Source organism: Streptomyces sp. NPDC051020 (assembly GCF_040683105.1).
GTDB lineage: Bacteria > Actinomycetota > Actinomycetes > Streptomycetales > Streptomycetaceae > Streptomyces.
Genome location: NZ_JBFBCG010000009.1, coordinates 22,559 through 47,654, shown reverse-complemented (window position 1 = coordinate 47,654; position 25,096 = coordinate 22,559). Strand labels below are relative to the sequence as shown.

Annotated in this window: 25 protein-coding genes; 6 read left to right on the top strand and 19 right to left on the bottom strand. The window is 69.9% G+C overall.

The window, feature by feature from the left end:
* Nucleotides 1-79 precede the first annotated feature (79 nt).
* Together AB0N06_RS07515 and AB0N06_RS07510 are read left to right on the top strand one after the other, a co-directional pair.
* On the top strand, nucleotides 80-748 hold the full coding sequence (locus AB0N06_RS07515; RefSeq protein ID WP_358860377.1) for a TrkA family potassium uptake protein: 669 nt from the start codon (nucleotides 80-82) through the stop codon (nucleotides 746-748).
* Nucleotides 748-1,425: a TrkA family potassium uptake protein gene (locus AB0N06_RS07510; protein ID WP_037701202.1), complete on the top strand. Its 678-nt coding sequence runs from the start codon at nucleotides 748-750 to the stop codon at nucleotides 1,423-1,425. The genes AB0N06_RS07515 and AB0N06_RS07510 overlap by 1 nt, the downstream gene beginning before the upstream one ends.
* A 250-nt stretch (nucleotides 1,426-1,675) precedes the next feature.
* On the opposite strand, the gene AB0N06_RS07505 is transcribed toward AB0N06_RS07510, so the two are convergent.
* From AB0N06_RS07505 to AB0N06_RS07450, 12 genes are all read right to left on the bottom strand, one after another.
* Nucleotides 1,676-2,437 carry a DUF3159 domain-containing protein gene (locus AB0N06_RS07505; RefSeq protein ID WP_366133751.1) on the bottom strand — a complete coding sequence of 254 codons (762 nt, stop codon included), beginning with the start codon at nucleotides 2,435-2,437 and terminating at the stop codon, nucleotides 1,676-1,678.
* Between the two features lie 3 nt (nucleotides 2,438-2,440).
* The gene (locus tag AB0N06_RS07500; protein WP_345514291.1) at nucleotides 2,441-2,848 is read right to left on the bottom strand and encodes an OB-fold nucleic acid binding domain-containing protein; all 408 of its coding nucleotides are present in this window, start codon (nucleotides 2,846-2,848) and stop codon (nucleotides 2,441-2,443) included.
* Nucleotides 2,849-2,976: 128 nt separating this feature from the next.
* Complete coding sequence (locus tag AB0N06_RS07495) at nucleotides 2,977-3,669, bottom strand: response regulator (RefSeq protein WP_366133750.1); 693 nt, start codon at nucleotides 3,667-3,669, stop codon at nucleotides 2,977-2,979.
* Nucleotides 3,670-3,722: 53 nt separating this feature from the next.
* Complete coding sequence (locus AB0N06_RS07490) at nucleotides 3,723-6,266, bottom strand: sensor histidine kinase KdpD (protein WP_366133749.1); 2,544 nt, start codon at nucleotides 6,264-6,266, stop codon at nucleotides 3,723-3,725.
* Nucleotides 6,267-6,474: 208 nt separating this feature from the next.
* Complete coding sequence (locus AB0N06_RS07485; protein WP_366133748.1) at nucleotides 6,475-7,224, bottom strand: ABC transporter ATP-binding protein; 750 nt, start codon at nucleotides 7,222-7,224, stop codon at nucleotides 6,475-6,477.
* A 170-nt stretch (nucleotides 7,225-7,394) separates the two neighbouring features.
* Complete coding sequence (locus tag AB0N06_RS07480) at nucleotides 7,395-8,063, bottom strand: potassium-transporting ATPase subunit C (RefSeq protein ID WP_358860405.1); 669 nt, start codon at nucleotides 8,061-8,063, stop codon at nucleotides 7,395-7,397.
* 16 nt (nucleotides 8,064-8,079) lie between these two features.
* Nucleotides 8,080-10,224, bottom strand: a complete 2,145-nt coding sequence (kdpB, locus tag AB0N06_RS07475) for a potassium-transporting ATPase subunit KdpB (RefSeq protein WP_366133747.1) — start codon at nucleotides 10,222-10,224, stop codon at nucleotides 8,080-8,082.
* Nucleotides 10,221-11,885: a potassium-transporting ATPase subunit KdpA gene (gene kdpA, locus AB0N06_RS07470; protein ID WP_366133746.1), complete on the bottom strand. Its 1,665-nt coding sequence runs from the start codon at nucleotides 11,883-11,885 to the stop codon at nucleotides 10,221-10,223. Before kdpA ends, kdpB begins: the two co-directional genes overlap by 4 nt.
* 7 nt (nucleotides 11,886-11,892) lie before the next feature.
* On the bottom strand, nucleotides 11,893-11,982 hold the full coding sequence (gene kdpF, locus AB0N06_RS07465) for a K(+)-transporting ATPase subunit F (protein ID WP_358860383.1): 90 nt from the start codon (nucleotides 11,980-11,982) through the stop codon (nucleotides 11,893-11,895).
* A gap of 345 nt (nucleotides 11,983-12,327) precedes the next feature.
* Nucleotides 12,328-13,101: a DUF3710 domain-containing protein gene (locus tag AB0N06_RS07460; RefSeq protein WP_366133745.1), complete on the bottom strand. Its 774-nt coding sequence runs from the start codon at nucleotides 13,099-13,101 to the stop codon at nucleotides 12,328-12,330.
* Between the two features lies 1 nt (nucleotide 13,102).
* Nucleotides 13,103-13,636, bottom strand: a complete 534-nt coding sequence (gene dut, locus AB0N06_RS07455; protein WP_358860385.1) for a dUTP diphosphatase — start codon at nucleotides 13,634-13,636, stop codon at nucleotides 13,103-13,105.
* A complete protein-coding gene (locus AB0N06_RS07450; RefSeq protein ID WP_366133744.1) occupies nucleotides 13,636-14,220 on the bottom strand; it encodes a PaaI family thioesterase in 585 nt (194 codons plus the stop codon). The genes dut and AB0N06_RS07450 overlap by 1 nt, the downstream gene beginning before the upstream one ends.
* Nucleotides 14,221-14,278: 58 nt before the next feature.
* Here AB0N06_RS07450 and AB0N06_RS07445 point away from each other — a divergent pair, with 58 nt between their 5' ends.
* Nucleotides 14,279-14,737, top strand: a complete 459-nt coding sequence (locus tag AB0N06_RS07445) for a DUF3093 domain-containing protein (protein ID WP_366133743.1) — start codon at nucleotides 14,279-14,281, stop codon at nucleotides 14,735-14,737.
* A gap of 26 nt (nucleotides 14,738-14,763) precedes the next feature.
* Here AB0N06_RS07445 and AB0N06_RS07440 read toward each other — a convergent pair whose 3' ends face one another.
* From AB0N06_RS07440 to AB0N06_RS07425, 4 genes are all read right to left on the bottom strand, one after another.
* The gene (locus tag AB0N06_RS07440; RefSeq protein WP_366133742.1) at nucleotides 14,764-15,744 is read right to left on the bottom strand and encodes a hypothetical protein; all 981 of its coding nucleotides are present in this window, start codon (nucleotides 15,742-15,744) and stop codon (nucleotides 14,764-14,766) included.
* A gap of 12 nt (nucleotides 15,745-15,756) precedes the next feature.
* A complete protein-coding gene (locus AB0N06_RS07435) occupies nucleotides 15,757-16,053 on the bottom strand; it encodes a DUF4193 domain-containing protein (protein WP_003965732.1) in 297 nt (98 codons plus the stop codon).
* A gap of 406 nt (nucleotides 16,054-16,459) precedes the next feature.
* Nucleotides 16,460-17,695, bottom strand: coding sequence for an ATP-binding protein (locus tag AB0N06_RS07430; protein ID WP_366133741.1), 1,236 nt, complete (start codon nucleotides 17,693-17,695; stop codon nucleotides 16,460-16,462).
* A gap of 6 nt (nucleotides 17,696-17,701) precedes the next feature.
* A complete protein-coding gene (locus AB0N06_RS07425) occupies nucleotides 17,702-18,355 on the bottom strand; it encodes a response regulator transcription factor (RefSeq protein ID WP_358860390.1) in 654 nt (217 codons plus the stop codon).
* Nucleotides 18,356-18,712: 357 nt separating this feature from the next.
* Here AB0N06_RS07425 and AB0N06_RS07420 point away from each other — a divergent pair, with 357 nt between their 5' ends.
* Nucleotides 18,713-18,886, top strand: coding sequence for a hypothetical protein (locus tag AB0N06_RS07420; RefSeq protein ID WP_366133740.1), 174 nt, complete (start codon nucleotides 18,713-18,715; stop codon nucleotides 18,884-18,886).
* 101 nt (nucleotides 18,887-18,987) lie between these two features.
* Here AB0N06_RS07420 and AB0N06_RS07415 read toward each other — a convergent pair whose 3' ends face one another.
* Both AB0N06_RS07415 and AB0N06_RS07410 read right to left on the bottom strand, forming a co-directional pair.
* Nucleotides 18,988-19,806 carry an inositol monophosphatase family protein gene (locus tag AB0N06_RS07415; protein WP_366133739.1) on the bottom strand — a complete coding sequence of 273 codons (819 nt, stop codon included), beginning with the start codon at nucleotides 19,804-19,806 and terminating at the stop codon, nucleotides 18,988-18,990.
* 42 nt (nucleotides 19,807-19,848) lie between these two features.
* Nucleotides 19,849-20,976 (bottom strand): ferrochelatase, encoded by a 1,128-nt coding sequence (locus AB0N06_RS07410; protein ID WP_366133738.1) that lies wholly within the window; start codon nucleotides 20,974-20,976, stop codon nucleotides 19,849-19,851.
* Between the two features lie 171 nt (nucleotides 20,977-21,147).
* Here AB0N06_RS07410 and AB0N06_RS07405 point away from each other — a divergent pair, with 171 nt between their 5' ends.
* Both AB0N06_RS07405 and AB0N06_RS07400 read left to right on the top strand, forming a co-directional pair.
* Complete coding sequence (locus AB0N06_RS07405) at nucleotides 21,148-22,395, top strand: MFS transporter (RefSeq protein ID WP_366133737.1); 1,248 nt, start codon at nucleotides 21,148-21,150, stop codon at nucleotides 22,393-22,395.
* Nucleotides 22,352-23,674 carry a D-arabinono-1,4-lactone oxidase gene (locus AB0N06_RS07400; RefSeq protein WP_366133736.1) on the top strand — a complete coding sequence of 441 codons (1,323 nt, stop codon included), beginning with the start codon at nucleotides 22,352-22,354 and terminating at the stop codon, nucleotides 23,672-23,674. Before AB0N06_RS07405 ends, AB0N06_RS07400 begins: the two co-directional genes overlap by 44 nt.
* A 16-nt stretch (nucleotides 23,675-23,690) precedes the next feature.
* Here AB0N06_RS07400 and AB0N06_RS07395 read toward each other — a convergent pair whose 3' ends face one another.
* Nucleotides 23,691-24,812, bottom strand: coding sequence for a hypothetical protein (locus AB0N06_RS07395; protein ID WP_366133735.1), 1,122 nt, complete (start codon nucleotides 24,810-24,812; stop codon nucleotides 23,691-23,693).
* Nucleotides 24,813-25,096: the final 284 nt, after the last annotated feature.

Sequence of the window (25,096 nt, the reverse complement as noted above, 5' to 3'; positions counted from 1 at the left end):
CCGGCAAGCTGAGGAAAGAGTGTGAGCAGGGTGTTTTCGCAGGTCAGCCGGACGACCAGGACTGCGAGGTAGGCGCAAGGTGCACATCGTCATCATGGGCTGCGGGCGAGTAGGAGCCGCTCTCGCGCAGACCCTGGAGCAGCAGGGGCACACCGTCGCCGTGATCGACCGGGACCCCACGGCGTTCCGACGCCTCGGGTCCGGATTCGGCGGACGGCGGGTCACCGGCGTCGGTTTCGACCAGGACACCCTCCGTGAGGCGGGAATCGAGGAAGCCGGTGCGTTCGCCGCGGTGAGCAGCGGCGACAACTCGAACATCATCGCCGCCCGGGTGGCCCGCGAGATGTTCGGCATCGAGAACGTCGCGGCGCGGATCTACGACCCGCGGCGCGCCGAGGTCTACCAGCGACTCGGCATCCCCACGGTCGCCACCGTGCGCTGGACCGCGGACCAGATGCTGCGGCGGCTGCTGCCGTCGGGCGCCGAGCCGCTGTGGCGGGATCCGAGCGGTGGTGTCCAGCTCGCCGAGGTGCACACCACGCCGTCGTGGATCGGGCACAAGATCAGCACACTGCAGGAGGAGACGGGCGTCCGCGTGGCGTTCCTCACCCGACTGGGCGAAGCCATACTGCCTTCGTCGCAGACGGTGCTGCAGGAGGGCGACCTGGTCCACGTGATGATGCGAACGGACGAGGTCGCGAAGGTCGAGGCGGCCTTCGCCGAGGGTCCTGAGGAGGGCGGTCACTGATGCGTGTCGCGATTGCCGGGGCCGGCGCGGTGGGCCGCTCCATCGCGGGCGAGCTGCTGGAGAACGGCCACGAGGTGCTGCTCGTGGACAAGGCGCCGACCGCCATCTCGGTGGAGCGGGTGCCGATGGCCGAGTGGCTGCTCGCGGACGCCTGCGAGATCACCTCGCTGGACGAGGCGGCGCTCCAACGCTGCAATGTCGTGATCGCCGCGACCGGCGACGACAAGGTGAACCTGGTCGTCTCGCTGCTCGCCAAGACGGAGTACGGCGTGCCGCGGGTCGTCGCCCGGGTCAACAACCCGAAGAACGAGTGGTTGTTCAACGAGTCGTGGGGCGTCGATGTCGCGGTCTCCACGCCGCGTCTGATGTCCGCGCTGGTCGAGGAAGCGGTGAGCGTCGGCGATCTGGTCCGGCTGCTGCGCTTCAGCCACGGCGACGCCAACCTGGTCGAACTGACGCTGCCCCCGGAGTCGGCGCTGGCCGGTACCCAGGTCGGCGATGTGGCGTGGCCGGAGGACACTTCGCTGGTCACCATCATCCGCGGTACGCGGGTGCTGACGCCGAGCTCCGAGGAGACGCTGGAGGCCGGTGACGAGCTGCTGTTCGTGGCCGCCCAGGCGCGCGAGGAGCAGCTGGAGGACCTCCTCTCGGTGCGTCGCGAGATCAGCGGCGGCTGACGGCGCCGTCCCGTATTCCTGTACGCCTAGGTCCTGTCCTGTCGATCTTCGTGGATCAGCCCGGGGCGTCTGGTGCGGTGCATCGCAAGGCGGAGGATCGTCCTCGTACTGGATGTACGTGGGCGACTGAAGACAACGCGGCGAGGCGCCGTGCCAGGCGTTCCGGGCCCACGAAGATCGGCCGGACAGGACCTAAGGGGCCCGGAACCGTACGCAACGGTTCCGGGCCCCTTCGGCTGTCGCGGACCGGTCAGACCTCGTGGTGACGGACGGCCGCGGCGGCTTCCGCCTTGCGGGCCTTCTCGGCCTGTTCCTCCGCCTCCATTTCGGCGAAGACGTCGATCGGCGGCGGCGCCTTCGCGAGGAAGACCCACGTCAGATACACCGCGAGCAGGAACGGCGGGATCTTGAGGGCGACCAGGACCCAGCCGAGCTGCGCGGTGTCGGCCCACCAGTAGAGCGGGAAGAGGATCGCGCACTTGGCGAGCAGGATCAGCCCCCAGGCCCAGCTGGCCTTGGCGTACGCCTTCTTGCGGCCGGGGTTCCTGGTACGCCAGGAGAGGTTCTCCTTGAAGACCGGGCCCAGCATCAGGCCGATCAGCGGCACCCCTGCGAGGGTCGTGACGAGGTACGCGAGGGCCAGGCCCAGCGTGTAGAGCATCCCGGGCAGGTAGAAGTCCTTGGCATTGCCCGTCATCATCGCGAAGACCACACCGAAGGCCACGCCGAAGACCCCGCTGAAGGCGTGCTTGACGGTGTCCCTGCGGATCAGCCGTACGGCGACGAGGAGCAGGGACACGGCCAGCGCCCCGATGGCCGAGGTGTGCAGGTCCTTGTTGATGGTGAAGACCGTGACGAAGAGCAGCCCGGGAAGGACTGTCTCCACCATCCCTCGGATGCCGCCGAATGCCTCGAAGAGGGCGGCTTCGGTGACCGCCTTGGCGTCGGCCTCCTGTTGGGCGGTCGGGTTGGTGCGGTCCGTGTCGGACGTCGGCTTGTCGAGAGACGTCACCGGCTACTCCTTGCCGAGCGGTCGGAGTTCGTATTTGGGGTTGAACAGCACCCGGCGCCCGTGACTCATGGCGATCCGGCCCGAGGCGATGAGCTTGCGGCCCGGCTCAATGCCCACGATGGAGCGCCGGCCCAGCCAGACCACGTCGAGCGGTGCGGTGCCGTCGAAGAGCTCCGCCTCCAGGGCGGGCACTCCGGCGCGCGGCCGCAGGGTGACGGTCCGCAACGTACCAGTCACCTTGACGATCTGGCGGTCGGTGCAGTCGGAGATCCGCGTGCAACCCGATGCCTGCGAGTCCTCCTGCAGCTCCTCCGACTCCAGGTCCTGCTGGGAGCTGGACAGCCGGTCGAGCATCCGGCGGAAGCGGCCGGACGGCCTTTCCGCCTTCTCGGGACGTGGAACAGCACTCATACCCGAAGGGTACCGGGCCACAGCGGTCCGGGCGGATATCCGTTCTTTCACCCGAACGGGATACCCAGCAAGGCTCGTTCTTGACGCCCGCGGCGCGCCGGCCGCCGTCAATCCGGTGCGCTCGGGCGTCAGCCGCGTTCGAAGCGGTAACCCATGCCCGGCTCGGTGACGAAGTGCCGGGGGTGCGAGGGATCCGCCTCCAGCTTGCGCCGGAGCTGTGCCATGTAGACCCGCAGATAGTTGGTCTCGGTGCCGTACGAGGGCCCCCACACCTCCTGCAGCAGCTGCTTCTGGCTGACCAGCCGGCCACTGTTGCGGACCAGGACCTCCAGCAGATGCCACTCGGTCGGGGTGAGCCGCACGTCGCGTCCTTCGCGGTGGACCTTCTTCGCCGCCAGATCCACAGTGAACCCCTCGGTCTCGACCATCACGACGTCGTCGGCGCCGTCCTGGCCGACCGGCTCGGCCCGCCGCACCGAGGCACGCAGCCGGGCCAGCAGCTCGTCCATGCCGAACGGCTTGGTGACGTAGTCGTCGGCCCCGGCGTCCAGCGCCTCGACCTTCTCGTCGGAGGTGTGGCGGGCGGAGAGCACCAGGATCGGCACCCGGGTCCAGCCGCGCAGCCCCTTGATCACCTCGACACCGTCCATGTCCGGCAGCCCGAGGTCGAGGACGACGACGTCGGGGTGGCGCGCGGCGGCGAGCTGCAGGGCGGTCGTACCGTCGGGCGCGGCGTCCACCTCGTACTTGCGCGCCTTCAGGTTGATCACGAGGGCGCGTACGATCTGCGGCTCGTCGTCGACCACAAGCACCCGGGTCATCGGGGACCTGCCTTTCTGCTGTACGGAACTGCTGACTGAGGCGTTGCGAAGATTCATGAGGCGACCTGCGCCGGCAGGTCGGGGCCGACCGGAACGTATCCCGACACCGCTTTGAGCGTCAGGACCATGGTCATGCCACCGCCGGGGGTGTCCTCAGCCCCGAGGGTTCCGCCCATGGACTCCACGAAGCCGCGGGCGACGGCGAGTCCGAGGCCGACCCCGGCGCCGCGCGGGGCGTCGCCGTAACGCTGGAACGGCTCGAAGATCCGCTCCTTGCCCTCGTCGGGGACGCCGGGCCCGCGGTCGGCCACCCGTAGCTCGACCCGGGAGCCCAGCGCGCTGGCGGCCACCGTGACGCGTTCCCCGTCGGGGCTGTACTTGACGGCGTTCTCGACAATGTTGGCGACGGCCCGCTCCAGCAGCCCCGGGTCGACGGCGACCATCGGCAGCGACTCCGGGATGTCCAGGTCGACGCTGTCCTCCGGTACGCCTCCGAGCGCCATCGGGACCACCTCGTCGAGGTCGATCTCGCGGATCAGCGGGGTGACGGTGCCGGTCTGCAGCCGGGACATGTCGAGGAGGTTGCCCACCAGGTGGTCCAGGCGGTCGGCGCCGGCCTCGATGCCTTCCAGGAGCTCCGCCTGGTCCTCGTCGGACCAGGCGACGTCGTCGGAGCGCAGTGAGCTGACGGCGGCCTTGATGGCGGCCAGCGGGGTCCGCAGGTCATGGCTGACGGCGGCCAGCAGCGCGGTCCGTATCCGGTTGCCCTCGGCGAGCCGGCGGGCCTCCTCCGCCTCCCCGACCAGTCGCTGCCGGTCGAGTACGACGGCGGCCTGGGCGGCGAACGCACCGAGCACGCGACGGTCCTCGGCGGGCAGCACCCGGCCGGACAGCGCGAGCGCCATGTGGTCGCCGACCGGCATGTCCACATCGGCGTCCTCGGGGCGGGCGACCGGCCCGGGGCCGACGCTGCCCGCACAGGTCCACGGGTCGACGTCGCTCTTCCGCTCCAGCAGCGCGACGGACTCCATCGCGAAGGTCTCGCGGACCCGCTCCAGCAGGGCGTCCAGCGTCGTCTCGCCGCGCAGGACGCTGCCCGCGAGGAACGAGAGGATCTCGGACTCGGCGCGCAGCCGGGCCGCCTGATGGGTACGGCGGGCCGCCAGATCGACGACGGAGGCCACCGCCACCGCGACCGCGAAGAAGATCACGATGGCGACGAAGTTCCTCGGATCCTGGACCGTCAGGGTGTGGGTCGGTGGGGTGAACCAGTAGTTCAGCAGCAGAGAGCCGGCGGCCGCCGAGGCGAGGGCGGGCAGCAGCCCGCCGATCAGGGCTGCTGCGACGGTCAGGAAGAGGAAGAGCAGGACGTCGTTGGCGAGCCCCGGGCCGTTCTTCATGCCGGTCAGCAGCAGCGTGAGGAGGGCCGGGCCGCCGACCCCGACCAGCCAGCCCCAGACGATCCGGGCCCGGCCCAGCCGGGCGCCGCGGGCGATCGGCAGTCCGCGGCCCTTGGCGACCTCTTCGTGCGTGACGATGTGGACATCGAGGTCGGGGCCGGACTCGCGGGCGACGGTGGCTCCGACGCCGGGCCCGTAGATGTACTGCCAGGCCTTGCGGCGGCTGGAGCCGAGCACGATCTGGGTGGCGTTGACACCACGGGCGAATTCGAGGAGCGCCGAGGGTATGTCGTCGCCGATGACGTGGTGGAACGTACCGCCGAGGTCCTCGACGAGGGTGCGCTGGACGGTGAGTTCCTTGGGCGACGCGGAGGTCAGTCCGTCGCTGCGGGCGATGTAGACGGCGAGGATTTCGCTGCCGGAGCCCTTGGCGGCCATACGGGCCGCGCGGCGGATGAGCGTACGGCCCTCGGGGCCGCCGGTGAGTCCGACGACGATGCGTTCGCGGGCCTGCCAGGTGGAGCGGATGTTGTGTTCGCCGCGGTACGCCTGGAGGTACTCGTCGACCCGGTCGGCGACCCAGAGGAGGGCGAGTTCGCGCAGGGCGGTGAGGTTGCCCGGGCGGAAGTAGTTGGACAGGGACGCGTCGATCCGGTCCGGCTTGTAGATGTTGCCGTGGGCCATCCGCCGGCGCAGCGCCTGGGGCGACATGTCGACCAGTTCGAGCTGGTCGGCGCGGCGGACGACCTCGTCGGGGACGGTCTCGCGCTGCCGTACGCCCGTTATCGACTCGACGACGTCGCCGAGCGACTCCAGGTGCTGGATGTTGACGGTGGAGATGACGTCGATGCCGGCCTGGAGGAGTTCCTCGACATCCTGCCAGCGCTTGGCGTTGCGGGAGCCCGGCACATTGGTGTGGGCCAGCTCGTCCACCAGGGCGACGGCCGGGGCACGTTCCAGGACCGCGTCGACGTCCATCTCGGTGAAGACGGCGGACCGGTACTCGATCTCGCGGCGCCGGATCTGTTCCAGGCCGTGCAGCATGACCTCGGTGCGCGGCCGGTCGTGGTGCTCCACGAATGCCACGACGCAGTCGGTGCCCCGCTCGACCCTGCGGTGGGCCTCGGAGAGCATCGCGTACGTCTTGCCGACACCCGGTGCCGCACCCAGGTAGATCCGAAGCTTGCCGCGTGCCATGGCCCCATTGTCTTTCAGAACGGCTGCGGCCGGTGCGGCAGCCGTTCTCGAAGTTACCCCGAAGATTTACGGCGAATAAGACATAGGGTCGGACAGAAGGCCGAATTGACAGAATTCTGATGCGCCGAACCGGGCGGGTTGCGCATCTCCCGGAAGTGAGCAACAAAAGGTGCCCGGGACGAACCCGGGCACCCGTCTCCCCCGCCCCTTACGCGTACTCGGCGATGTGCCCGTCGCTCAGCTCCAGCACCCGGTCCGCCAGTCCCAGCAGCTGCGCATCGTGCGTCGCCACCAGCGCGGTCACCCCCTCGCTCCGTACCACCGCGCGCAACAGCTCCATCACGGCGAGCCCCGTCTCCGCGTCGAGCTGGCCCGTCGGTTCGTCCGCGATCAGCAGTGCGGGCCGGTTGGCGAGCGCGCGGGCGATGGCGACTCGCTGCTGCTGGCCGCCCGAGAGTTCTCCGGGCCGCTGCGCACCGTGGTCGCCGAGCCCGACCAGGGAGAGCAGCAGGGCCACCCGGTCCTCCCGCTCGCGCGGATCCGCGTTGCGCAACCGCATCGGTACGCCGACGTTCTCCGCGGCGGTCAGGATCGGGATCAGACCGAACGACTGAAAGATGAAGCCGATCCGGTCCCGGCGCAGCTCCAGCAGCCCGTTCTCGCCGAGCTCGCAGAGGTCCGTGCCGTCGACGGTGATCCGGCCGCGGTCGGGGCTGTCGAGGCCGCCGACCAGGTTCAGCAGGGTTGTCTTGCCGGAGCCGGAGCGCCCCTTGAGTGCGACGAGCTCGCCACGCGGCACGTCGAAGGAGACCCCGCGCAGCGCGTGGACGGCGCCCGCGCCGGTTCCGTACGAGCGGTGCAGGTCCTCGATGCGGACCATCGGCCCGCGGGCCGGGTCCTCGGCGACGGCCGTGCCACCCTGTCCGCTGGTGCTCTTTCCGCCGGTGCTGTCGGTCATGCGCTCCCCCATGCGTGGTCGGTCCCCGTCGGCCGCCAGTATGTGCACGAGGCACACGGCTGGGCAATGGCCTACGGGACAGCTCTTGGCCCCCGGGCGGGTACGGCGCCGGGCCGCAGTGGTCCCTCCAGTACGACCACGGCGACCCGGCACATCCGCCGACGAAGGGATCAGCCCCCGTTCACCAGCTCCTTGAGCGCGATGTTGAGCTGAAGGACGTTGACCCGGGGCTCGCCCACGAAGCCGAGGATCCGGCCGTCGGTGTGCTGCTTCACGAGCTTCTCGACCTGGTCGACGCCAAGGTGGTTCCGCTCGGCGACGCGGCGCACCTGGAGCTGCGCGTACGCCGGGGAGATGTCCGGGTCGAGACCGGACCCGGAGGAGGTGACGGCGTCGGCCGGCACGTCCGAGGGCTTGACCGGATGCCCGGGTACGGAGTTGTCCTTGACGACGGCGGCCTTGGCGTCCGTGACCCAGTCGATCAGATCCTTGTTGTCGCCGGACCGGTTGGTCGCGCCGGACAGGATCAGCTTGTACTGCGTGTTGACGCTGTTGGTGCCGAGGCCGTTGGACGGTCGCGGCTGGAACCACTTGAGGTCCGGGGCCGGGGTCTCCTGGCCCTTCTTCAGCGGCAGGTCGTAGCGCTGACCGATCAGTTCGGAGCCGACGACCTTGCCGTTCGCCGTGATCTCGGAGCCGTTCGCCCTGCCCGGGAAGAGGCCCTGGGCGACGCCGGTGACGGCGAGCGGGTAGATCACGCCGCAGACGATCGTGAGGACGAGCAGGGCCCGCAGCCCGGCCCAGAGCAGCCGAACGGTGTTTCCCGCGGAGTTGTTCATGGAGGTCATGGCGCGATCAGCCGATTCCGGGAATGAGGGAGAGGATCAGGTCGATGATCTTGATGCCGATGAACGGGGCGATCAGGCCGCCGAGTCCGTAGATCCCGAGGTTCCGCCGGAGCATCGAGTCGGCGCTGCTCGGCCGGTAGCGCACGCCCTTCAGGGCGAGCGGCACCAGCGCGATGATGATCAGTGCGTTGAAGACGACGGCGGACAGGATCGCGGACTCCGGCGAGGACAGCTGCATGATGTTCAGCCTGTCCAGGCCCGGGTAGACCACCGCAAACATCGCCGGGATGATCGCGAAGTACTTCGCGACGTCGTTGGCGATCGAGAAGGTGGTCAGCGCGCCGCGGGTGATCAGCAACTGCTTGCCGATCTCGACGATCTCGATGAGTTTCGTCGGGTTGGAGTCCAGGTCCACCATGTTCCCGGCCTCCTTGGCGGCCGAGGTACCGGTGTTCATGGCCACGCCGACATCGGCCTGGGCGAGCGCCGGCGCGTCGTTCGTGCCGTCACCGGTCATCGCGACGAGCTTGCCGCCGGCCTGCTCACGCTTGATGAGGGCCATCTTGTCCTCGGGCGTGGCCTCGGCGAGAAAGTCGTCGACCCCCGCCTCCTCGGCGATCGCCTTCGCGGTCAGCGGGTTGTCGCCGGTGATCATCACCGTACGGATACCCATCCGGCGCAGCTCGTCGAACCGCTCCCGCATCCCTTCCTTGACGACGTCCTTGAGGTGGATGACCCCGAGGATCCGGGCACCCCGCTCGTCGTCGACGGCGACCAGCAGCGGTGTACCGCCCGCCTGGGAGATCCGGTCGGTGAGTGTGCGGGCGTCCGGCGAGACGGTGCCGCCCTGTTCCTCGACCCAGGCGACGACCGAGCCGGTCGCACCCTTGCGGATCCTGCGCCCCTCGACGTCCACACCGGACATCCGGGTCTGTGCGGTGAAACCGACCCACTCGGCCACGACGAGCTCACCCTGGTGGCGCTCGCGGAGCCCGTACGTCTCCTTCGCCAGGACGACGACGGAGCGGCCCTCGGGCGTCTCGTCGGCCAGCGAGGAGAGCTGGGCGGCGTCCGCCAGTTCGGCCTCCGTCACCCCCGTGACCGGGACGAACTCGGCGGCCTGCCGGTTGCCGAGCGTGATGGTGCCGGTCTTGTCGAGCAACAGGGTCGACACGTCGCCCGCGGCTTCGACGGCGCGTCCGGACATGGCGAGGACATTGCGCTGGACGAGGCGGTCCATGCCGGCGATGCCGATCGCGGAGAGCAGCGCGCCGATGGTGGTGGGGATGAGGCAGACCAGCAGCGCGGTCAGCACGATCAACGACTGGCGCCGGCCTGCGTAGATGGCGAACGGCTGCAGGGTGACGACGGCCAGCAGGAAGACGATGGTCAGGGACGCGAGCAGGATGTTCAGCGCGATCTCGTTGGGCGTCTTCTGCCGGGCCGCGCCCTCGACCAGGTTGATCATCCGGTCGATGAAGGTCTCACCGGGCTTGGTGGTGATCTTGATGACGATGCGGTCGGAGAGCACCTTCGTACCACCGGTGACGGCCGAGCGATCGCCGCCCGACTCCCGGATGACCGGTGCCGACTCCCCCGTGATGGCGGACTCGTCGACGCTGGCGACGCCCTCGACGACGTCACCGTCGCCGGGGACGATGTCACCGGCCTCGCAGACCACCAGGTCACCGATGCGCAGATCGGTGCCGGGTACGCGCTCCTCGTTCTTCCCGGCGAGCCGACGCGCGACCGTGTCGGTCTTGGCCTTGCGCAGCGTGTCGGCCTGCGCCTTGCCGCGGCCCTCGGCGACCGCCTCCGCCAGGTTGGCGAAGATCGTGGTGAGCCAGAGCCACGCGGCGATCGTCCAGCCGAACCAGTCGGTCGGGTCCAGGGCGGCGAGGACGGTGGTGAGCACCGAACCGACCAGGACCACGAACATCACCGGCGACTTGACCATCACCCGCGGGTCGAGCTTGCGGACGGCGTCAGGGAAGGACTTGAGCAGCTGCTTGGGGTCGAACAGCCCCGCGCCGACGCGTCCCTCGGTCCGGTGACCGGTGGGCGCGTCCTGGTGCGGTGCCAGGTCCTTGGTGACAGTGGACATCGCGTCCTCATGCATCGATTCGTCGTGTTGCGTAGGTGTAGTGGTCATGACGCCAGCCCTTCGGCCAGCGGCCCCAGCGCCAGGGCCGGGAAGTAGGTCAGACCGGCGACGATCATGATCGTGCCGACCAGCAGTCCGCTGAAGAGCGGCTTGTGGGTGCCGAGCGTGCCGACGGTCGCCGGTACGGGCCGCTGCTCGGCGAGCGAGCCGGCCAGGGCCAGGACGAAGACCATGGGCAGGAACCGGCCCAGCAGCATCGCGAGCCCGATCGTGGTGTTGAACCACTGGGTGTCCGCGTTGAGCCCGGCGAATGCCGAACCGTTGTTGTTGGCGCCGGAGGTGTAGGCGTACAGGATCTCGGAGAAGCCGTGCGCACCGGAGTTGGTCATCGAGTGGACCGGAGTGGGCAGAGCCATCGCCGCCGCGGTGAAGCAGAGCACCAGTGCCGGGGTGATGAGGATGTAGCAGGCCGCGAGCTTGATCTCGCGGGTGCCGATCTTCTTGCCGAGGTACTCGGGCGTGCGGCCGACCATCAGGCCCGCGATGAACACCGCGATGATCGCCATGATCAGCATGCCGTAGAGGCCGGAGCCGGTACCACCGGGGGCGATCTCGCCGAGCTGCATGCCGAGCATGGTGATGCCACCGCCGAGGCCGGTGAACGAGGAGTGGAAGGAGTTCACCGCTCCGGTCGAGGTGAGCGTCGTGGCCACGGCGAAGATCGACGACCCGCCGACCCCGAAGCGGGTCTCCTTGCCCTCCATCGCCCCGCCCGCGATGTCGAACGCGGGTCCGTGGTGGGCAAACTCGGTCCACATCATCAGCGCGGTGAAGCCGAGCCAGATGATGCCCATCGCCGCGAGGATCGCGTAGCCCTGCTTCAGCGAGCCGACCATGCGCCCGAAGGTGCGGGTCAGCGAGAACGGGATGACCAGGATCAGGAAGATCTCAAGGAGGTTGGAGAGCCCGTTGGGGTTCTCGAAGGGGTGCGCCGCATTGGCATTGAAGTAACCGCCGCCGTTGGTGCCCAGCTCCTTGATGGCCTCCTGCGAGGCGACCGCACCGCCGTTCCACTGCTGCGAGCCGCCCATGAACTGGCCGACCTCGTGGATGCCGGCGAAGTTCTGGATGGCGCCGCACGCCACGAGTACGAGCGCGGCGATCACGGCGATCGGCAGCAGGATCCGTATCGTGCCGCGCACCAGGTCGGACCAGAAGTTGCCGAGCTCACCGGTGCGGGAGCGGGCGAAGCCGCGTACGAGCGCCACCGCGACGGCGATGCCGACGGAGGCCGAGACGAAGTTCTGCACCGCGAGGCCGCCGGTCTGGACGACATGGCCCATGGCCTGCTCGCCGTAGTACGACTGCCAGTTGGTGTTCGCAACGAAGGAGGCCGCCGTGTTGAACGCCTGATCGGGATCGATCGAGGAGAAGCCGAGCGAGCCGGGCAGGCTGCCCTGGAGCCGCTGCAGCAGGTACAGGAAAAGGACGCTCACCGCGGAGAACGCGAGGACACCACGGAGATAGGCGGGCCAGCGCATCTCCGTGTCGGGGTTGGCGCCGATGGCCTTGTAGATCCACTTCTCGACCCGGAGGTGCTTCTTCGAGGAGTAGACGCCGGCCATGTAGTCGCCGAGCGGACGGTAGGCCAGACCCAGCGCCACGACGAGGGCGAGCAGCTGGAGCACACCAGCGAGGACGGGGCTCATATCGGGCTCAGAACCTCTCCGGGTACAGAAGGGCGAGGACGAGATAGCCCAGCAGGGCGGCGGCCACGATCAGACCGACGATGTTCTCGGCAGTCACAGCTTCGCCACCCCCTTGGCGACGAGAGCCACCAGCGCGAAGACCGCGATCGTGGTGACGACGAAGGCCAGATCGGCCACCGTGTGCTCCTAGATGAGGTTCGAATTCTCGGACCTCCTGAGCAAACCCCCGTCCGAAGCCCCCGCCGCCTGCGTTGATGGCTTCCTTACGGGGAAGGGCGCGCCCTTGACGGCGCCCATACGTGCCCCATACGCGCCCCATACACGCGCCGGTGAGCGTGCTCCGTCGCACGCTCCGCAGGCATGCAAAAGCCGGTGGGCCGCACCTCCCTCGAAGGGAAGTACGGCCCACCGGCCGAAGCTGTCACACGCCCCGGGAGGCGGTTCAGCGCACCTCGGTGATCTCGGGCCCGCGCTGGAGCTGGCCCATGCCACCGGAGAACTTCGAGCTCTCCTGGTCCTCCTGCTGCACACCGTCGGGCACCATCTGGGCGTCGCTGGGGAGCTTGAGGACGATCGGGTCGCGTGGGGCCATCGGGCCCTCGCCGCGGACGACCACGGTGTCCCGGAAGATCGTCTCCAGCAGCCCTGCGGCCTGCGGCTGCACGGCGCCCTGGCCGGAGATCACTCCGCGCAGGAACCAGCGCGGCCCGTCGACGCCGACGAAGCGCACCAGCTGCACGCCGTTCGTCCCGTCCGGAAGCTGCACGGGGACCTGTGCCCGCAGCTCCCAGCCCAGCGGGCCCTCGACCTCGTCGATGACCCCGCCCTGCTGGGTGATGCCGGTGGCGATCTCCTCGCGGACCTCGCCCCAGATGCCCTCCTTCTTGGGGGCGGCGAAGGCCTGCAGCTGGATCGCGCTGTCGCGCAGCACGACGGTGGCGGCGACGATCGCGTCACCGGCGACCTCGACGCGCAGCTCCATTCCGTCGACCCCGGGCACGAAGATGCCGCCCAGGTCGACCCGGCCCTCGCCGGGCTGGGAGACCTCGTCGATGTCCCACGGCCCGTCCGGCCGCGGCGCCGGCGGCAGATTCACCCGGCGCGCTCCGCTCTCGGCGGCGTCGGTGTCGTCGAGCTCGTCGACGACCTGCTCGGCCTCGCGCGCTTCGTCCGCCACGTCCTCGGCGGAACCACTCTTCTTGCGACGTCCGAACACGTCACTGTCCTTCCCGGTCGGGTACGACCGAAGCGTAGCTGTTCCCGCCCTGGGTGATCCCGCCCCTGACGCCGTCAACATCACCCGTGGCATGCCCTCCGGTGGAACCGAAGCCGCCCTCGCCCCTCGCCGAGCCGGGCAGTTCCGACACCTCGTGGAAGCGCACCTTCTCGACCTGCTGGACGACCAGTTGGGCAATCCGGTCGAACCTCTCGAACCGCACGGTCTCGCGCGGGTCGAGATTGATGACGATGACCTTGATCTCTCCACGGTACCCGGCATCAACCGTCCCCGGGGCATTGACGAGGGCGACTCCGCAGCGGGCCGCGAGGCCGGACCGCGGATGCACGAACGCGGCGTACCCGTCGGGCAGCGCGATCGACACGCCGGTGGGCAGCATCGCGCGTTCGCCCGGGGCGAGCTCGGCGGCCTCCGTGGTCACCAGATCGACCCCGGCGTCGCCCGGGTGCCCGTACGCCGGAATCGGCACCTCCGGATCGACCCGGCGGAGCAGTACGTCGACGGGACGGCGCATCAGGGATTCACCTCGAAGGCACGGGCGCGCCTGACCTGGTCCGGGTCGGCCATCGCCGCCTGGATCTCGGCGGGGCGGCCGTTCTCGATGAAGTGGTCGACCTTGACCTCGATGAAGAGGGCCTCGGCGCGGACCGCGACGGGCCCGTCCGGGCCCCCGATCCGACCGGTCGCCCGGGAGTAGATCTTCCGGCCGTGGACGGCGGTGACCTCGGCGTCCAGGTGCAGCACGGTGTCGACCGGCACGGGGCGCACGAAGTCGGTCTCCAGTCGCCCGGTCACCGCGATCACCCGCAGCAGCCAGTTCAGTGAGCCCAGCGTCTCGTCCAGCGCCGTGGCCAGGATTCCGCCGTGCGCAAGGCCCGGGGCGCCCTGGTGGGCGGCCTTCACCGTGAAATCGGCGGTGACGCTGACACCCTCGCCGGCCCGCGCCTGGAGGTGCAGCCCGTGCGGCTGCCCTTCACCGCAGCCGAAACAGTGTTCGTAGTGCGCGCCGAGGAGCTCACCGGGGACCGGGGCGTCGGGATGCCGGACCGGTTTCACCGCGTCGGCCGGTGGCTGAAGAGCCGCAGATGTTCCACTCACAGGCGCAGACCTTACCCGCGCGGCCAGCCGCAGGTCGCGCCGTGCCAAGCTAGGGTTCATGCAGCCTTCCACCCCGCCTTTCGACGAACGCCTGACCGCACCCCGTTCGTGGTGGTTCATTGCCTTCCTGATGGGGGTCGCCTGCGCCCTGATGCTGCTGCCGCTGGGAACCCTGCCGCTGCTGGCCGGCCTGGTCGGTGGCACCGCGCTGGCCTCGCTCACGGTCAGCTCGTACGGCTCCGCCCGGATCCGAGTGGTGGCGGGCGCCCTGGTCGCGGGTGACGCCCGGATCCCGGTGACGGCACTTGGCGAGGCGGAGGCGCTGGAGGGCGAGGAGGCGCGCGCCTGGCGCACGTACAAGGCGGACACCCGTGCCTTCATGCTGCAGCGCAGCTACATCCAGACGGCGGTGCGGGTGGAGGTCACCGACCCGGAGGACCCGACTCCGTACGTCTATCTGTCGACCCGCGAGCCGCAGGCCCTGGTAGCGGCGCTCGCGGCGGTACGGGCCGCATAGCCGTTTCGCGCCTCTGGGGCAGGCCGTCAGCCCTCGATCTCCTTCGGGAGGTCCTTGCGCGGCTTCCGCGACCGCTCCAGGGGCGGCAGTTCCGGGAGCCGGTCCCAGGGGATCTGGGCCTTGCGCAGGTCTTTCCTGACCCGATCGGCAAGCTTCTTCGTGTCGCGCCGGTTCATCACCGCGCCGATGGCGGCGCCGGCCAGGAACGGGATCAGGTTCGGCAGATCGCGCATCATCCGCTTCACGATCTGCTGGCGCAGCTCCCGCTTCATCCGGCCGCCGAGCGCCGCATCAATCGTCGCCGGATGGGTGACATCGATGCCGCGCTCCTCCGTCCACGACGTGAGGTACGCGGTGCTGCGCTGGGTGAGGCCGCCCGGCGGGCGCAGGCCGTAGACCTCGTGCAGTTCGGCCACGAGCTTCATCTCGATCGCGGCCACACCCGTGATCTCCGCGGCCAGCTCGGCGAACATGGCGGGCGGTACGGGCAGCATGGCCGCCGCGCCGATACCGGCGCCGACGGTGGCAGTGCCCTTGCTCGCGCCTGCGACGAGCTTGTCGGCGAGCTCCTCCGGGCCGAGGCCCGGGAACTGCCTGCGCAGGGTGGCGAGGTCGCGCACAGGGACGCGGGGAGCGGTCTCGATGATCCGGTCGGCGATATGGCCGATCGCGGCCCTGGCGCTCTCCCCGCCCTTGCGTACGCCCCGTTTGACTGATTGCAGACGGCCTGCCCCGGTCACGGGCTCCGTCCTGCCGGTCTGCTCGGCCCCATCGGCCGCGCCGGCTGCCGGTATCGCCCGGCCCGTCTCCGCGGCGATGGCGGCTTCCACTGCTTCGAGCGAGGCCGAACGGCCTCGCTCGTCGTCAGACACGCCTGCGGAGGGTGGCAGGGCGTACTGCTCGGCAAGGGCTGCTACGCCCTCTGCCGGGCCTGTGCTGCCCTGATTCACCTCCGACGGCTCCTTGCGTCGCAAGCCCCGCTTCCGGAACGGTGTGTCGCCTGCCACGTCCGACCGGACCTAGTCGCAGTCGCGGCAGATCGGCTGGCCGTTCTTCTCGCGGGCCAGCTGGCTGCGGTGGTGCACGAGGAAGCAGCTCATGCAGGTGAACTCGTCGGCCTGCTTGGGCAGGACCCTGACGGCGAGTTCCTCATTGGACAGGTCCGCTCCGGGGAGCTCCAGTCCTTCTGCCGCGTCGAACTCGTCGACGTCGACGGCGGACGCCGTCTTGTCGCTCCGACGTGCCTTGAGTTCCTCAAGGCTGTCCTGGTCGACGTCGTCATCGGTCTTGCGTGGGGTGTCGTAATCCGTTGCCATGTGTCGCTCTCCCCCTCTGGGTGTCTGCGGTGTCTCAGCGCACGTAACGCGTGAGAGGCCGGACTTGTGCCCGACCCGAGGCGGAGATTTTGCCTCACATCAAGGTCTGTTACTCAATCGACACCCGAGCGGACCCCTCTGGAGCGGTCGGCTTGGGTGGCGAAGGGGACCGTACACGGTCCGCATGCCGCGCTTCACGGGCGCCACCCCGTGTACTTCCCGTGATATCGACCCCCGAAAACCCCGACTTTTGCCGGATTTTGGGCGGGAGGCCTGGTCACGGAGCGTGGAACGCCCGAGATTCGCTCCTGTGATCGATCACACATGGATCTCTCGGGCACAGGTCCCGAAAATTCCGCTCAAAGCGAACGAAGTGATCCCTGTGCGTATCGCTCGAATCAGCCTCTCAGACCGGCAGGGTGACGCGCATCACGAGACCACCACCCTCACGGGGTTCCGCGATGATACGGCCGCCGTGAGCACGCGCCACGGACCGCGCGATCGACAGGCCGAGCCCGACCCCCTTGTCGCTGCCCGTTCGCTCCGTACGGAGCCGTCTGAAGGGCTCGAAGAGGTTGTCGATCTCGTACGCCGGCACCACGGGGCCGGTGTTCGAGACCACCAGCAGCGCCTGGCCGGGCTGCAGCTCGGTGGTGACGTCCACCCAGCCCTCCTCCCGGATGTTGTAGCGCACGGCGTTCTGTACGAGGTTCAGCGCGATCCGCTCCAGCAGGACACCGTTGCCCTGGACGACGGCGGGCACGATCTCCTCACGGATCTCCACGCCCTTCTGCTCGGCCTCGGCCCGGGTCTGGTCGAGCGCGCGCGTGGCGACCTCCGCGAGGTCGACCGGTTTGCGCTCGATGATCTGGTTGTCGCTGCGGGCGAGCAGCAGCAGCCCCTCGACCAGCTGCTCGCTGCGCTCGTTGGTGGCCAGCAGGGTCTTGCCGAGCTGCTGGAGCTCCGGCGGAGCCTGCGGGTCGGAGAGGTGGACCTCAAGCAGGGTGCGGTTGATCGCGAGCGGGGTACGCAGTTCGTGCGAGGCGTTCCCGACGAACCGCTGCTGTGCGGTGAAGGCCCGCTCCAGCCGGTCGAGCATGTCGTCGAAGGTGTCGGCGAGCTCCTTGAGCTCGTCGTCGGGACCGTCCAGCTCGATCCGCCGGGACAGGTCTGTCCCGGCCACCCGGCGGGCGGTGCGGGTGATGCGGCCCAGCGGGGAGAGCACCCGGCCCGCCATGGCGTAGCCGAAGGCGAAGGCGATGACGCTCAGACCGACGAGGGCCAGCAGCGAACGGTTCAGGAGGGTGTCGAGCGCCTCCTGGCGCTGATGGTTGACACACGAGTTCATGGCCGCGTTGACGGCAGCCGGTGACGACCCCTCTCCGGAGAGGTTGCACAGATCGCTGGAGACCTGGCCGCTGACGACCTTGAACGGCAGCTCACTGCCCACGTGCAGGGCCTGTGCTGCCAGCATGTAGATGATCGAAAGCAGCAGGATGCCGGCGATCAGGAACATCCCGCCGTACAGAAGCGTGAGCCGTATCCGGATGGTCGGGCGCAGCCAGGGGTACGGGGGCTCCAGCTGTTTGGGGTCCCAGGTGGGTTTCGGGGGCGCTGTCGGGGGCGCCGGGATGGTGGACACCAGGCCTCAGATCCGGTAACCGGAGCCGGGCACGGTGACGATGACCGGCGGCTCCCCGAGTTTGCGGCGCAGGGTCATGACCGTCACCCGGACCACATTGGTGAACGGGTCGGTGTTCTCGTCCCAGGCCTTCTCCAGCAGCTGCTCCGCGGAGACGACCGCGCCCTCGCTGCGCATCAGCACCTCCAGCACCGCGAACTCCTTCGGCGCGAGCTGGATCTCCTGCGCGTCGCGGAAGACCTCGCGGCGGTTGGGGTCCAGCTTGATGCCGGCGCGCTCCAGAATGGGCGGCAGCGCGACCGTCGTGCGGCGCCCCAGGGCCCGTACCCGCGCGGTCAGCTCGCTGAAGGCGAACGGCTTCGGCAGGTAGTCGTCGGCGCCGAGCTCCAGGCCCTCCACCCGATCGCTCACGTCCCCGGAGGCCGTGAGCATGAGCACCCGGGTCGGCATGCCCAGCTCGACGATCCGGCGGCAGACGTCGTCGCCGTGCACCAGGGGGAGGTCCCGGTCCAGCACCACGACGTCGTAGTCGTTGACCTCGATGCGCTCCAAGGCCGCCGCACCGTCGTACACGACGTCGACCGCCATGGCCTCCCGGCGCAATCCGGTGGCCACCGCATCGGCGAGCAGCTGCTCGTCCTCCACGACGAGTACACGCACGGCGCTTTCCTTCCTTAGAAACTTCAGAACGTTCGTATGAGCCCACGGACCGTGATCGGCCCGGCTCAGCAGCACTGTCTGTCCGGCTCCATCCTGCCTGCACCGCGTATAAACCGGCGGTAAGGCGGCGCGGTACGACCTGCGGCTTCGGGGAATTCACCGGATTTCCAGACCAGTTGAGGTTTCTCTCAGCCAGGGCCTGGGGAGGACGAATTCACACCCGCGATCACGCCATGCATGTGGCGCACCACGGCCGCTCCGTCCCTGGAGAGTGCGTGATCACCCGCCCTACCGCCCCTGGCGGAGGGAAACCCGGGCACACCCCCGTGCCACCGACCCACGATGAGGGGGCGCACCATGGACGCTTTCACCGCAGGTCTGCTGCAGCGAATCAAGACCACCGAGTCCGACCTCACCAGGGCCCGCGAGACGGGCGACGACTTCCTCGCGGATGTCGAGCAGGGAGAGCTGGACGACCTGCACCGCCTCGCCGCCGAGCACGGTATCGAAGTCGGCGCCACGACCCTCTGAGCAGTCGGCACAGGGCCCCCGGCAGCCTCCATGGCGCCGGGGCCCTGTGCTGTCGTGAACGCCCGCCACAGCGCGCCCCAGGCGCTTCGCGGCCGGGTGCGTCAGTCGTGCCAGGCGCCCAGATCCTCCAGGAGGATCTGCAGGGGCTCGAAGACACCCGGTGACGCGGCCACGGTCAGGTCGCCGTCGGCGGGCAGTCCGGGCCGGCCGCCGGTGCGGGCGCCGGCCTCCCGGGCGATCAGGTCACCGGCGGCGAGGTCCCAGGGGTGGAGCCCGCGCTCGTAGTAGCCGTCCAGTCGGCCCGCGGCGACATCGCAGAGATCGACGGCGGCGGAGCCGCTGCGCCGGATGTCGCGGAGTTTCGGGATCAGCTGCTGGGCGACGTCCGCCTGGTGTGCACGGACGTCGGTGACGTAGTTGAAGCCGGTCGAGACCAGCGCCTGGTCGAGCGGCGGTGCGGGCCGGATGCGCAGCGCGGTGCCGTGGCCGTAGGCGCCGCCCTTGGCATACGCACCGCCGCCGAGGACCGCCTGGTACGTCTCACGGCGCATAGGGGCCTCCACCACGCCCACGACACGCTCGCCGTCCCGTTCCGCTGCGATGGAGACGGCCCAGGTCGGCTGACCGTAGAGGTAGTTCACCGTGCCGTCGAGCGGATCGATGACCCAGCGGATGCCGCTGCTGCCCGCGGAGCTGGCACCCTCCTCGCCGAGAAAGCCGTCCTGGGGGCGGCGCTCGGCGAGGAAGCCGGTGATCAGTTTCTCGGCGGCGATGTCCATCTCGGTGACGACGTCGATCGGACTGGACTTGGTCGCGGCCACCCCGAGATCGGCGGGGCGGCCGTCGCGGAGCAGCGCACCGGCGCGCCGGGCGGCCTCCAGGGCGAGGCCGAGCAGTTCGGACAGGACGGGGTCGGCCACAGAGGGACCAGGGCTCACAGGGGTCACAGAGGTACAGCGCTCCTAGGCGTAGGGACTGTCGGCGCCCGCCGCGGCGGGCTTGAGGGCACGGGCCGGGCAGCAGCCGACGGGGCAGAGATCGTGGCTCGGACCGAGCGCCCCGAGCGCGCACCGCTCCACCGTGCGTCCCCGGTCGGTGGCAGCGCGCTCCAGGACCAGCTCGCGCACGGCCGCGGCGAACCGCGGGTCCGCACCGACCGTCGCTGACCGCCGCACCGGCAGACCGAGCTCGGCGGCCTTCGCGGTGGCCTCGGTGTCGAGGTCGTACAGGACCTCCATGTGGTCCGAGACGAAGCCGATGGGGGCCATCACCACAGCGGGCACGCCCGCCCCGTGGAGCGCCTCCAGGTGGTCGCAGATGTCGGGCTCCAGCCAGGGGATGTGCGGGGCGCCGCTGCGCGACTGGTAGACGAGCTGCCAGGGATACGCGACGCCGGTCTCCTCGCGCACCGCGTCGACGATCACCCGGGCGACGTCGAGATGCTCGGCGACATACGCGCCGCCGTCGCCGTGCGCCTCCTCGGGGCCGGAGGTGTCGGCGGCGGAGGTGGGGATGGAGTGTGTGGTGAAGGCGAGGTGTGCCCCGGCCCTGTCCTCTTCGGGAAGCTCGGCGAGCGACGTGAGGACACCCTCCACCATGGGCCGGACGAAGCCCGGATGGTTGAAGTAGTGCCGGAGCTTGTCCACGCGCGGCACCGGCAGCCCCTCGGCCTCCAGCACGGCCAGCGACTCGGCGAGGTTCTCGCGGTACTGGCGGCAGCCGGAGTACGAGGCGTAGGCGCTGGTGGCGAGGACGGCGATGTGGCGGTGTCCGTCGGCAACCATCTCGCGCAGGGTGTCGGTGAGGTAGGGCGCCCAGTTGCGGTTGCCCCAGTACACCGGCAGATCGAGTCCGTGGTCCGCGAAGTCCTTGCGCAGGGCGTCCAGCAGGGCCCTGTTCTGGGCGTTGATCGGGCTGACGCCGCCGAACAGGAAGTAGTGCTTTCCGACCTCCTTCAGCCGCTCCTCGGGGATGCCGCGGCCGCGGGTCACGTTCGCCAGGAACGGGACCACGTCGTCCGGGCCCTCGGGGCCGCCGAAGGAGAGCAGCAGCAGGGCGTCGTAGGGAGCGGGAGCGCGCAGATCGGACATGCGAACGATCCTGCCACCCGCCTGTGACATCGCTCCAACCGACATCCACCGACGTGCCCGTGCCCCGGCATCCGCCCCGGCGCCGGACGCCGTGCGCCGCCCGTAAGCTGTATCGGCCATCTTCACGCATGACACGACACCCCGTGTGACCTCGCCGTACCGGAGCCCTCCTTGCCCAGTCCCTACCGCGCGATCTTCGCCGCCCCCGGCACCAAGCGGTTCTCGGCTGCCGGATTTCTCGGCCGGATGCCGCTGTCCATGATGGGCATCGGTGTGGTGACCATGGTGTCCCAGATCACCGGCCGATACGGTCTCGCGGGCGCGCTCTCCGCGACGCTGGCGATGTCGGCGGCGGTGCTGGGACCGCAGGTCTCCCGACTGGTCGACCGGCACGGGCAGCGCCGCATCCTGCGCCCCGTCACCCTCGTCGCGCTGACGGCGGTGGCCGGGCTGCTGATCTGCGCGCAGCAGCGGCTGCCGGACTGGACCCTCTTCGTGTTCGCCGCCGGGGCCGGCTGCGTGCCCAGTGTGGGGTCGATGATCCGGGCCCGCTGGGCGGAGATCTACCGGGGCTCGCCTCAGCAATTGCACACGGCGTACTCGTGGGAGTCGATCGTCGACGAGGTGTGCTTCATCTTCGGGCCGATCATCTCGATCGGTCTGTCCACTGCCTGGTTCCCGGAGGCGGGTCCACTGCTGGCCGCCGGGTTCCTGCTGGTCGGCGTCGTCTGGCTGACCGCCCAGCGCGCCACCGAGCCGGTCCCGCATCCGCGCGAGCAGCACACCGGCGGCTCGGCGCTGCGCTCCCCCGGTCTCCAGGTCCTCGTGGGCACCTTCGTGGCGACCGGCGCGATCTTCGGCGCGGTCGATGTGGTGACCGTAGCCTTCGCCGACGACCAGGGGCACAAGGCCGCGGCAAGCCTGGTGCTGGCCGTGTACGCGCTGGGGTCCTGCCTCGCCGGAGCCGTTTTCGGACTGCTCCGTCTCAAGGGGAAGGCGTCCACCAGGTGGCTGGTGGGGGTGTGCGCCATGGCCGTGAGTATGATCCCCCTCCAACTGGCCGGGAACCTGCCGTTCCTGGCCGTGGCGCTCTTTGTCGCGGGTCTCGCCATCGCACCGACGATGGTCACCACCATGGCCCTCGTCGAGCAGCACGTACCGCGCACCAAGCTGACCGAGGGCATGACCTGGACCAGTACCGGGCTCGCGGTCGGCGTGGCACTCGGCTCCTCGGCCGCCGGCTGGGTCGTCGACGCGTCCGGGGCGAAGGCGGGGTACGCGGTGCCCGTCGTGGCGGGAGCGCTCGCGGCCGCGGTGGCGTTCCTGGGGTATCGCCGGCTTGCCAAGCCGGTTCCTACGGGAAGGCGCGGGGAAGATGACCGACACCTACGCACGGACGACGACGAGCGCGTGGCGTAACTGGGCGGGGAATGTCACCGCGCGTCCGGCCCGGGCCGTCTCCCCCGCCTCCGTGGACGAGCTCGCCGAGGCGCTGCGCCGGGCGTCCGAGGACGGCCTGAAGGTGAAGCCTGTCGGCACCGGGCACTCCTTCACCGGGACCGCCGTCACCGACGGTCTGTTGATCCGCCCCGATCTGCTCACCGGCATCCGCGAGATCGACCGCACGGCGATGACGGTGACCGTCGAGGCCGGCACCCCGCTGAAGCGGCTCAACGTCGCGCTCGCCCGGGAGGGCCTGTCGCTCACCAACATGGGCGACATCATGGAGCAGACGGTCGCCGGGGCCACCTCGACCGGCACCCACGGCACCGGCCGCGACTCGGCGTCCATATCCGCCCAGATCCGCGCCCTCGAACTGGTCACGGCGGACGGCACGGTGCTGACCTGCTCCGAGAAGGAGAACGCCGACATCTTCGCCGTCGCCCGGATCGGGCTCGGCGCACTCGGTGTCATCACCGCGATCACGTTCGCCGTGGAGCCGGTCTTCCTGTTGACGGCCCGCGAGGAGCCGATGACCTTCGACAAGGTCACGGCCGACTTCGACGAACTGGTCGCCGAGAACGAGCACTTCGAGTTCTACTGGTTCCCGCACACCGGCAACTGCAACACCAAGCGCAACAACCGCAGCGCGGGCCCCGCCGCTCCGCCCGGAAAGGTCAGCGGCTGGATCGAGGACGAGCTCCTCTCCAACGGGATCTTCCAGGTGGCCTGTTCGCTCGGGCGGGCGGTCCCCGCCACCATCCCGTCGATCGCCAAGCTCTCCAGCCGTGCCCTGTCGGCCCGCACGTACACCGACGTCCCGTACAAGGTCTTCACCAGCCCGCGCCGGGTCCGCTTCGTGGAGATGGAGTACGCCCTGCCGCGCGAGGCCGCGACGGAGGCGCTGCGCGAGGTCAGGGCGATGGTCGACCGCTCGCCGTTGCGGATCAGCTTCCCGGTGGAGGTCCGCACGGCCCCCACGGACGACATCGCGCTCTCCACGGCCTCGGGCCGGGAGAGCGCGTACATCGCCGTCCATCTGTACAAGGGCACGCCCTACCAGGCGTACTTCACCGCGGTCGAGCGGATCATGACCGCGCACGGCGGCCGCCCGCACTGGGGCAAGGTCAACACCCGCGATGCGGAGTACCTGGCCGGGGTGTACCCGCGGTTCGGCGAGTTCACCGCCGTGCGCGACCGACTGGACCCGGGCCGGCTCTTCGCCAACGACTATCTGCGCCGGGTCCTGGGCGACTGACCGCCGCGCCGGCCGGTCACCGGCCGGCGCCCGTGCCGGTCGTGGCCGGTGCCTCCTGCCCCGGTGCGACGCCCGCACCGGTGGGGTCCGGGGCGACGCTGCCGGAGTCGCCGGGCGCCGTCGGAGTGGGCGTGGGAGCTGGAGCCGTCGGGCCGCCGCCCGAGCTCGACGGTGTGGGCGCGGGCGTCGGCTCGGCCGTGGAGCGGTCACCCTGGCCGGTGCCCGGATTCGGGCTCTGCCCGCCCTGCGAGTCCGTGCCCGGCGTCCCGCCGCTCTCCTGACCTGGCGTCCGCCCCTGACCCGGGTCCGCGCTGACGGACGGTGCCGGGTCGGCGGGCTCGGAGCCCCCTTCCCCGCCGCGTACGACGGATCCCACGGTCGTTCCGTGACCACCGCTCAGATCGCCACCGGAGACGAGCTCGTACGTGGTGATCCCGGCCATCGACACGGCGAAGACCGCAGCGGCCCCGACGGCCGACCGCTTCCAGCCGCGGATGCGGGTGCCGTGGGTGGTCGACGCGGAGAACTCCTCGTCCGGGACCGGGCCGTGCGGCACCGGCCGCCGGGCCCCGTCCCCGGGACGTGGCTCGAACAGCCGGGTCCCGTCCGTGTCGGGAGACGTGAGCAGCTGGGTCCTGTCCGTGCCGAGGGGCCTCAGCGGCCGGGTCTCGTGATCGGCGAGCGGCTCCAGAAGCTGCGTACGGTCCGGGTCAGCCGCGACCGTGCGCAGCACCGCCGTCGCGTCCGCGGATCCCTCGGGCGGCCGGTGAGCATCCCACGTCTCGCGCTCCGCCACGTCGCGTGCCGCGCGTGCCTCCTGCGGATCGGCCGCTCCGTACGCGTCCCGCACCTCACGCGTCCCGCTCGCCCTGCGGGTCTCCTTGCCCGCGAGCTTCGCGTGGACCGTGACCTCGCGGATCTGCTCGCCGGTGCGACGGAAGAAGTGCTGGAAGACCGAGCCGCCGCAGGTGGCGACGATGCTCATCACTCCGGCGCCGAGAATCGTTCCGTACACACCCAGTTGCGAGGCCGCCACTGCCGCCGCGACCGCCGCCACCGCACTGCCGGCCACCTGCGGCAGGCTCAGATCGATACGCCTCTCTCTGGGTTCTGTGTCACTTTCCGGCTTCCGCACCATTTCCAGCCCTTGATTGACATCTCTCCCACCATGCAACAGGAAGGGACAATCGGGCGAAGTGAATAGTTCCACTTCAGGTGATTCTGTGAAGCAGGACACGCGTCATGGGCATTTCGCGTCCAGTTGGGTAGTTGGACTCCCGCATCCGCTGAGAACTTCGGCGGCGCGCCGGTCCACCCACGTGGCCCGAATGGAGTACTGTGGCGAGCCCTGGGGCCGGACTCCCACGTGGGGTCCGGGACCTTCGGGACGGGGCCGACGGAGGCACTCGATCCGGCGGCGCC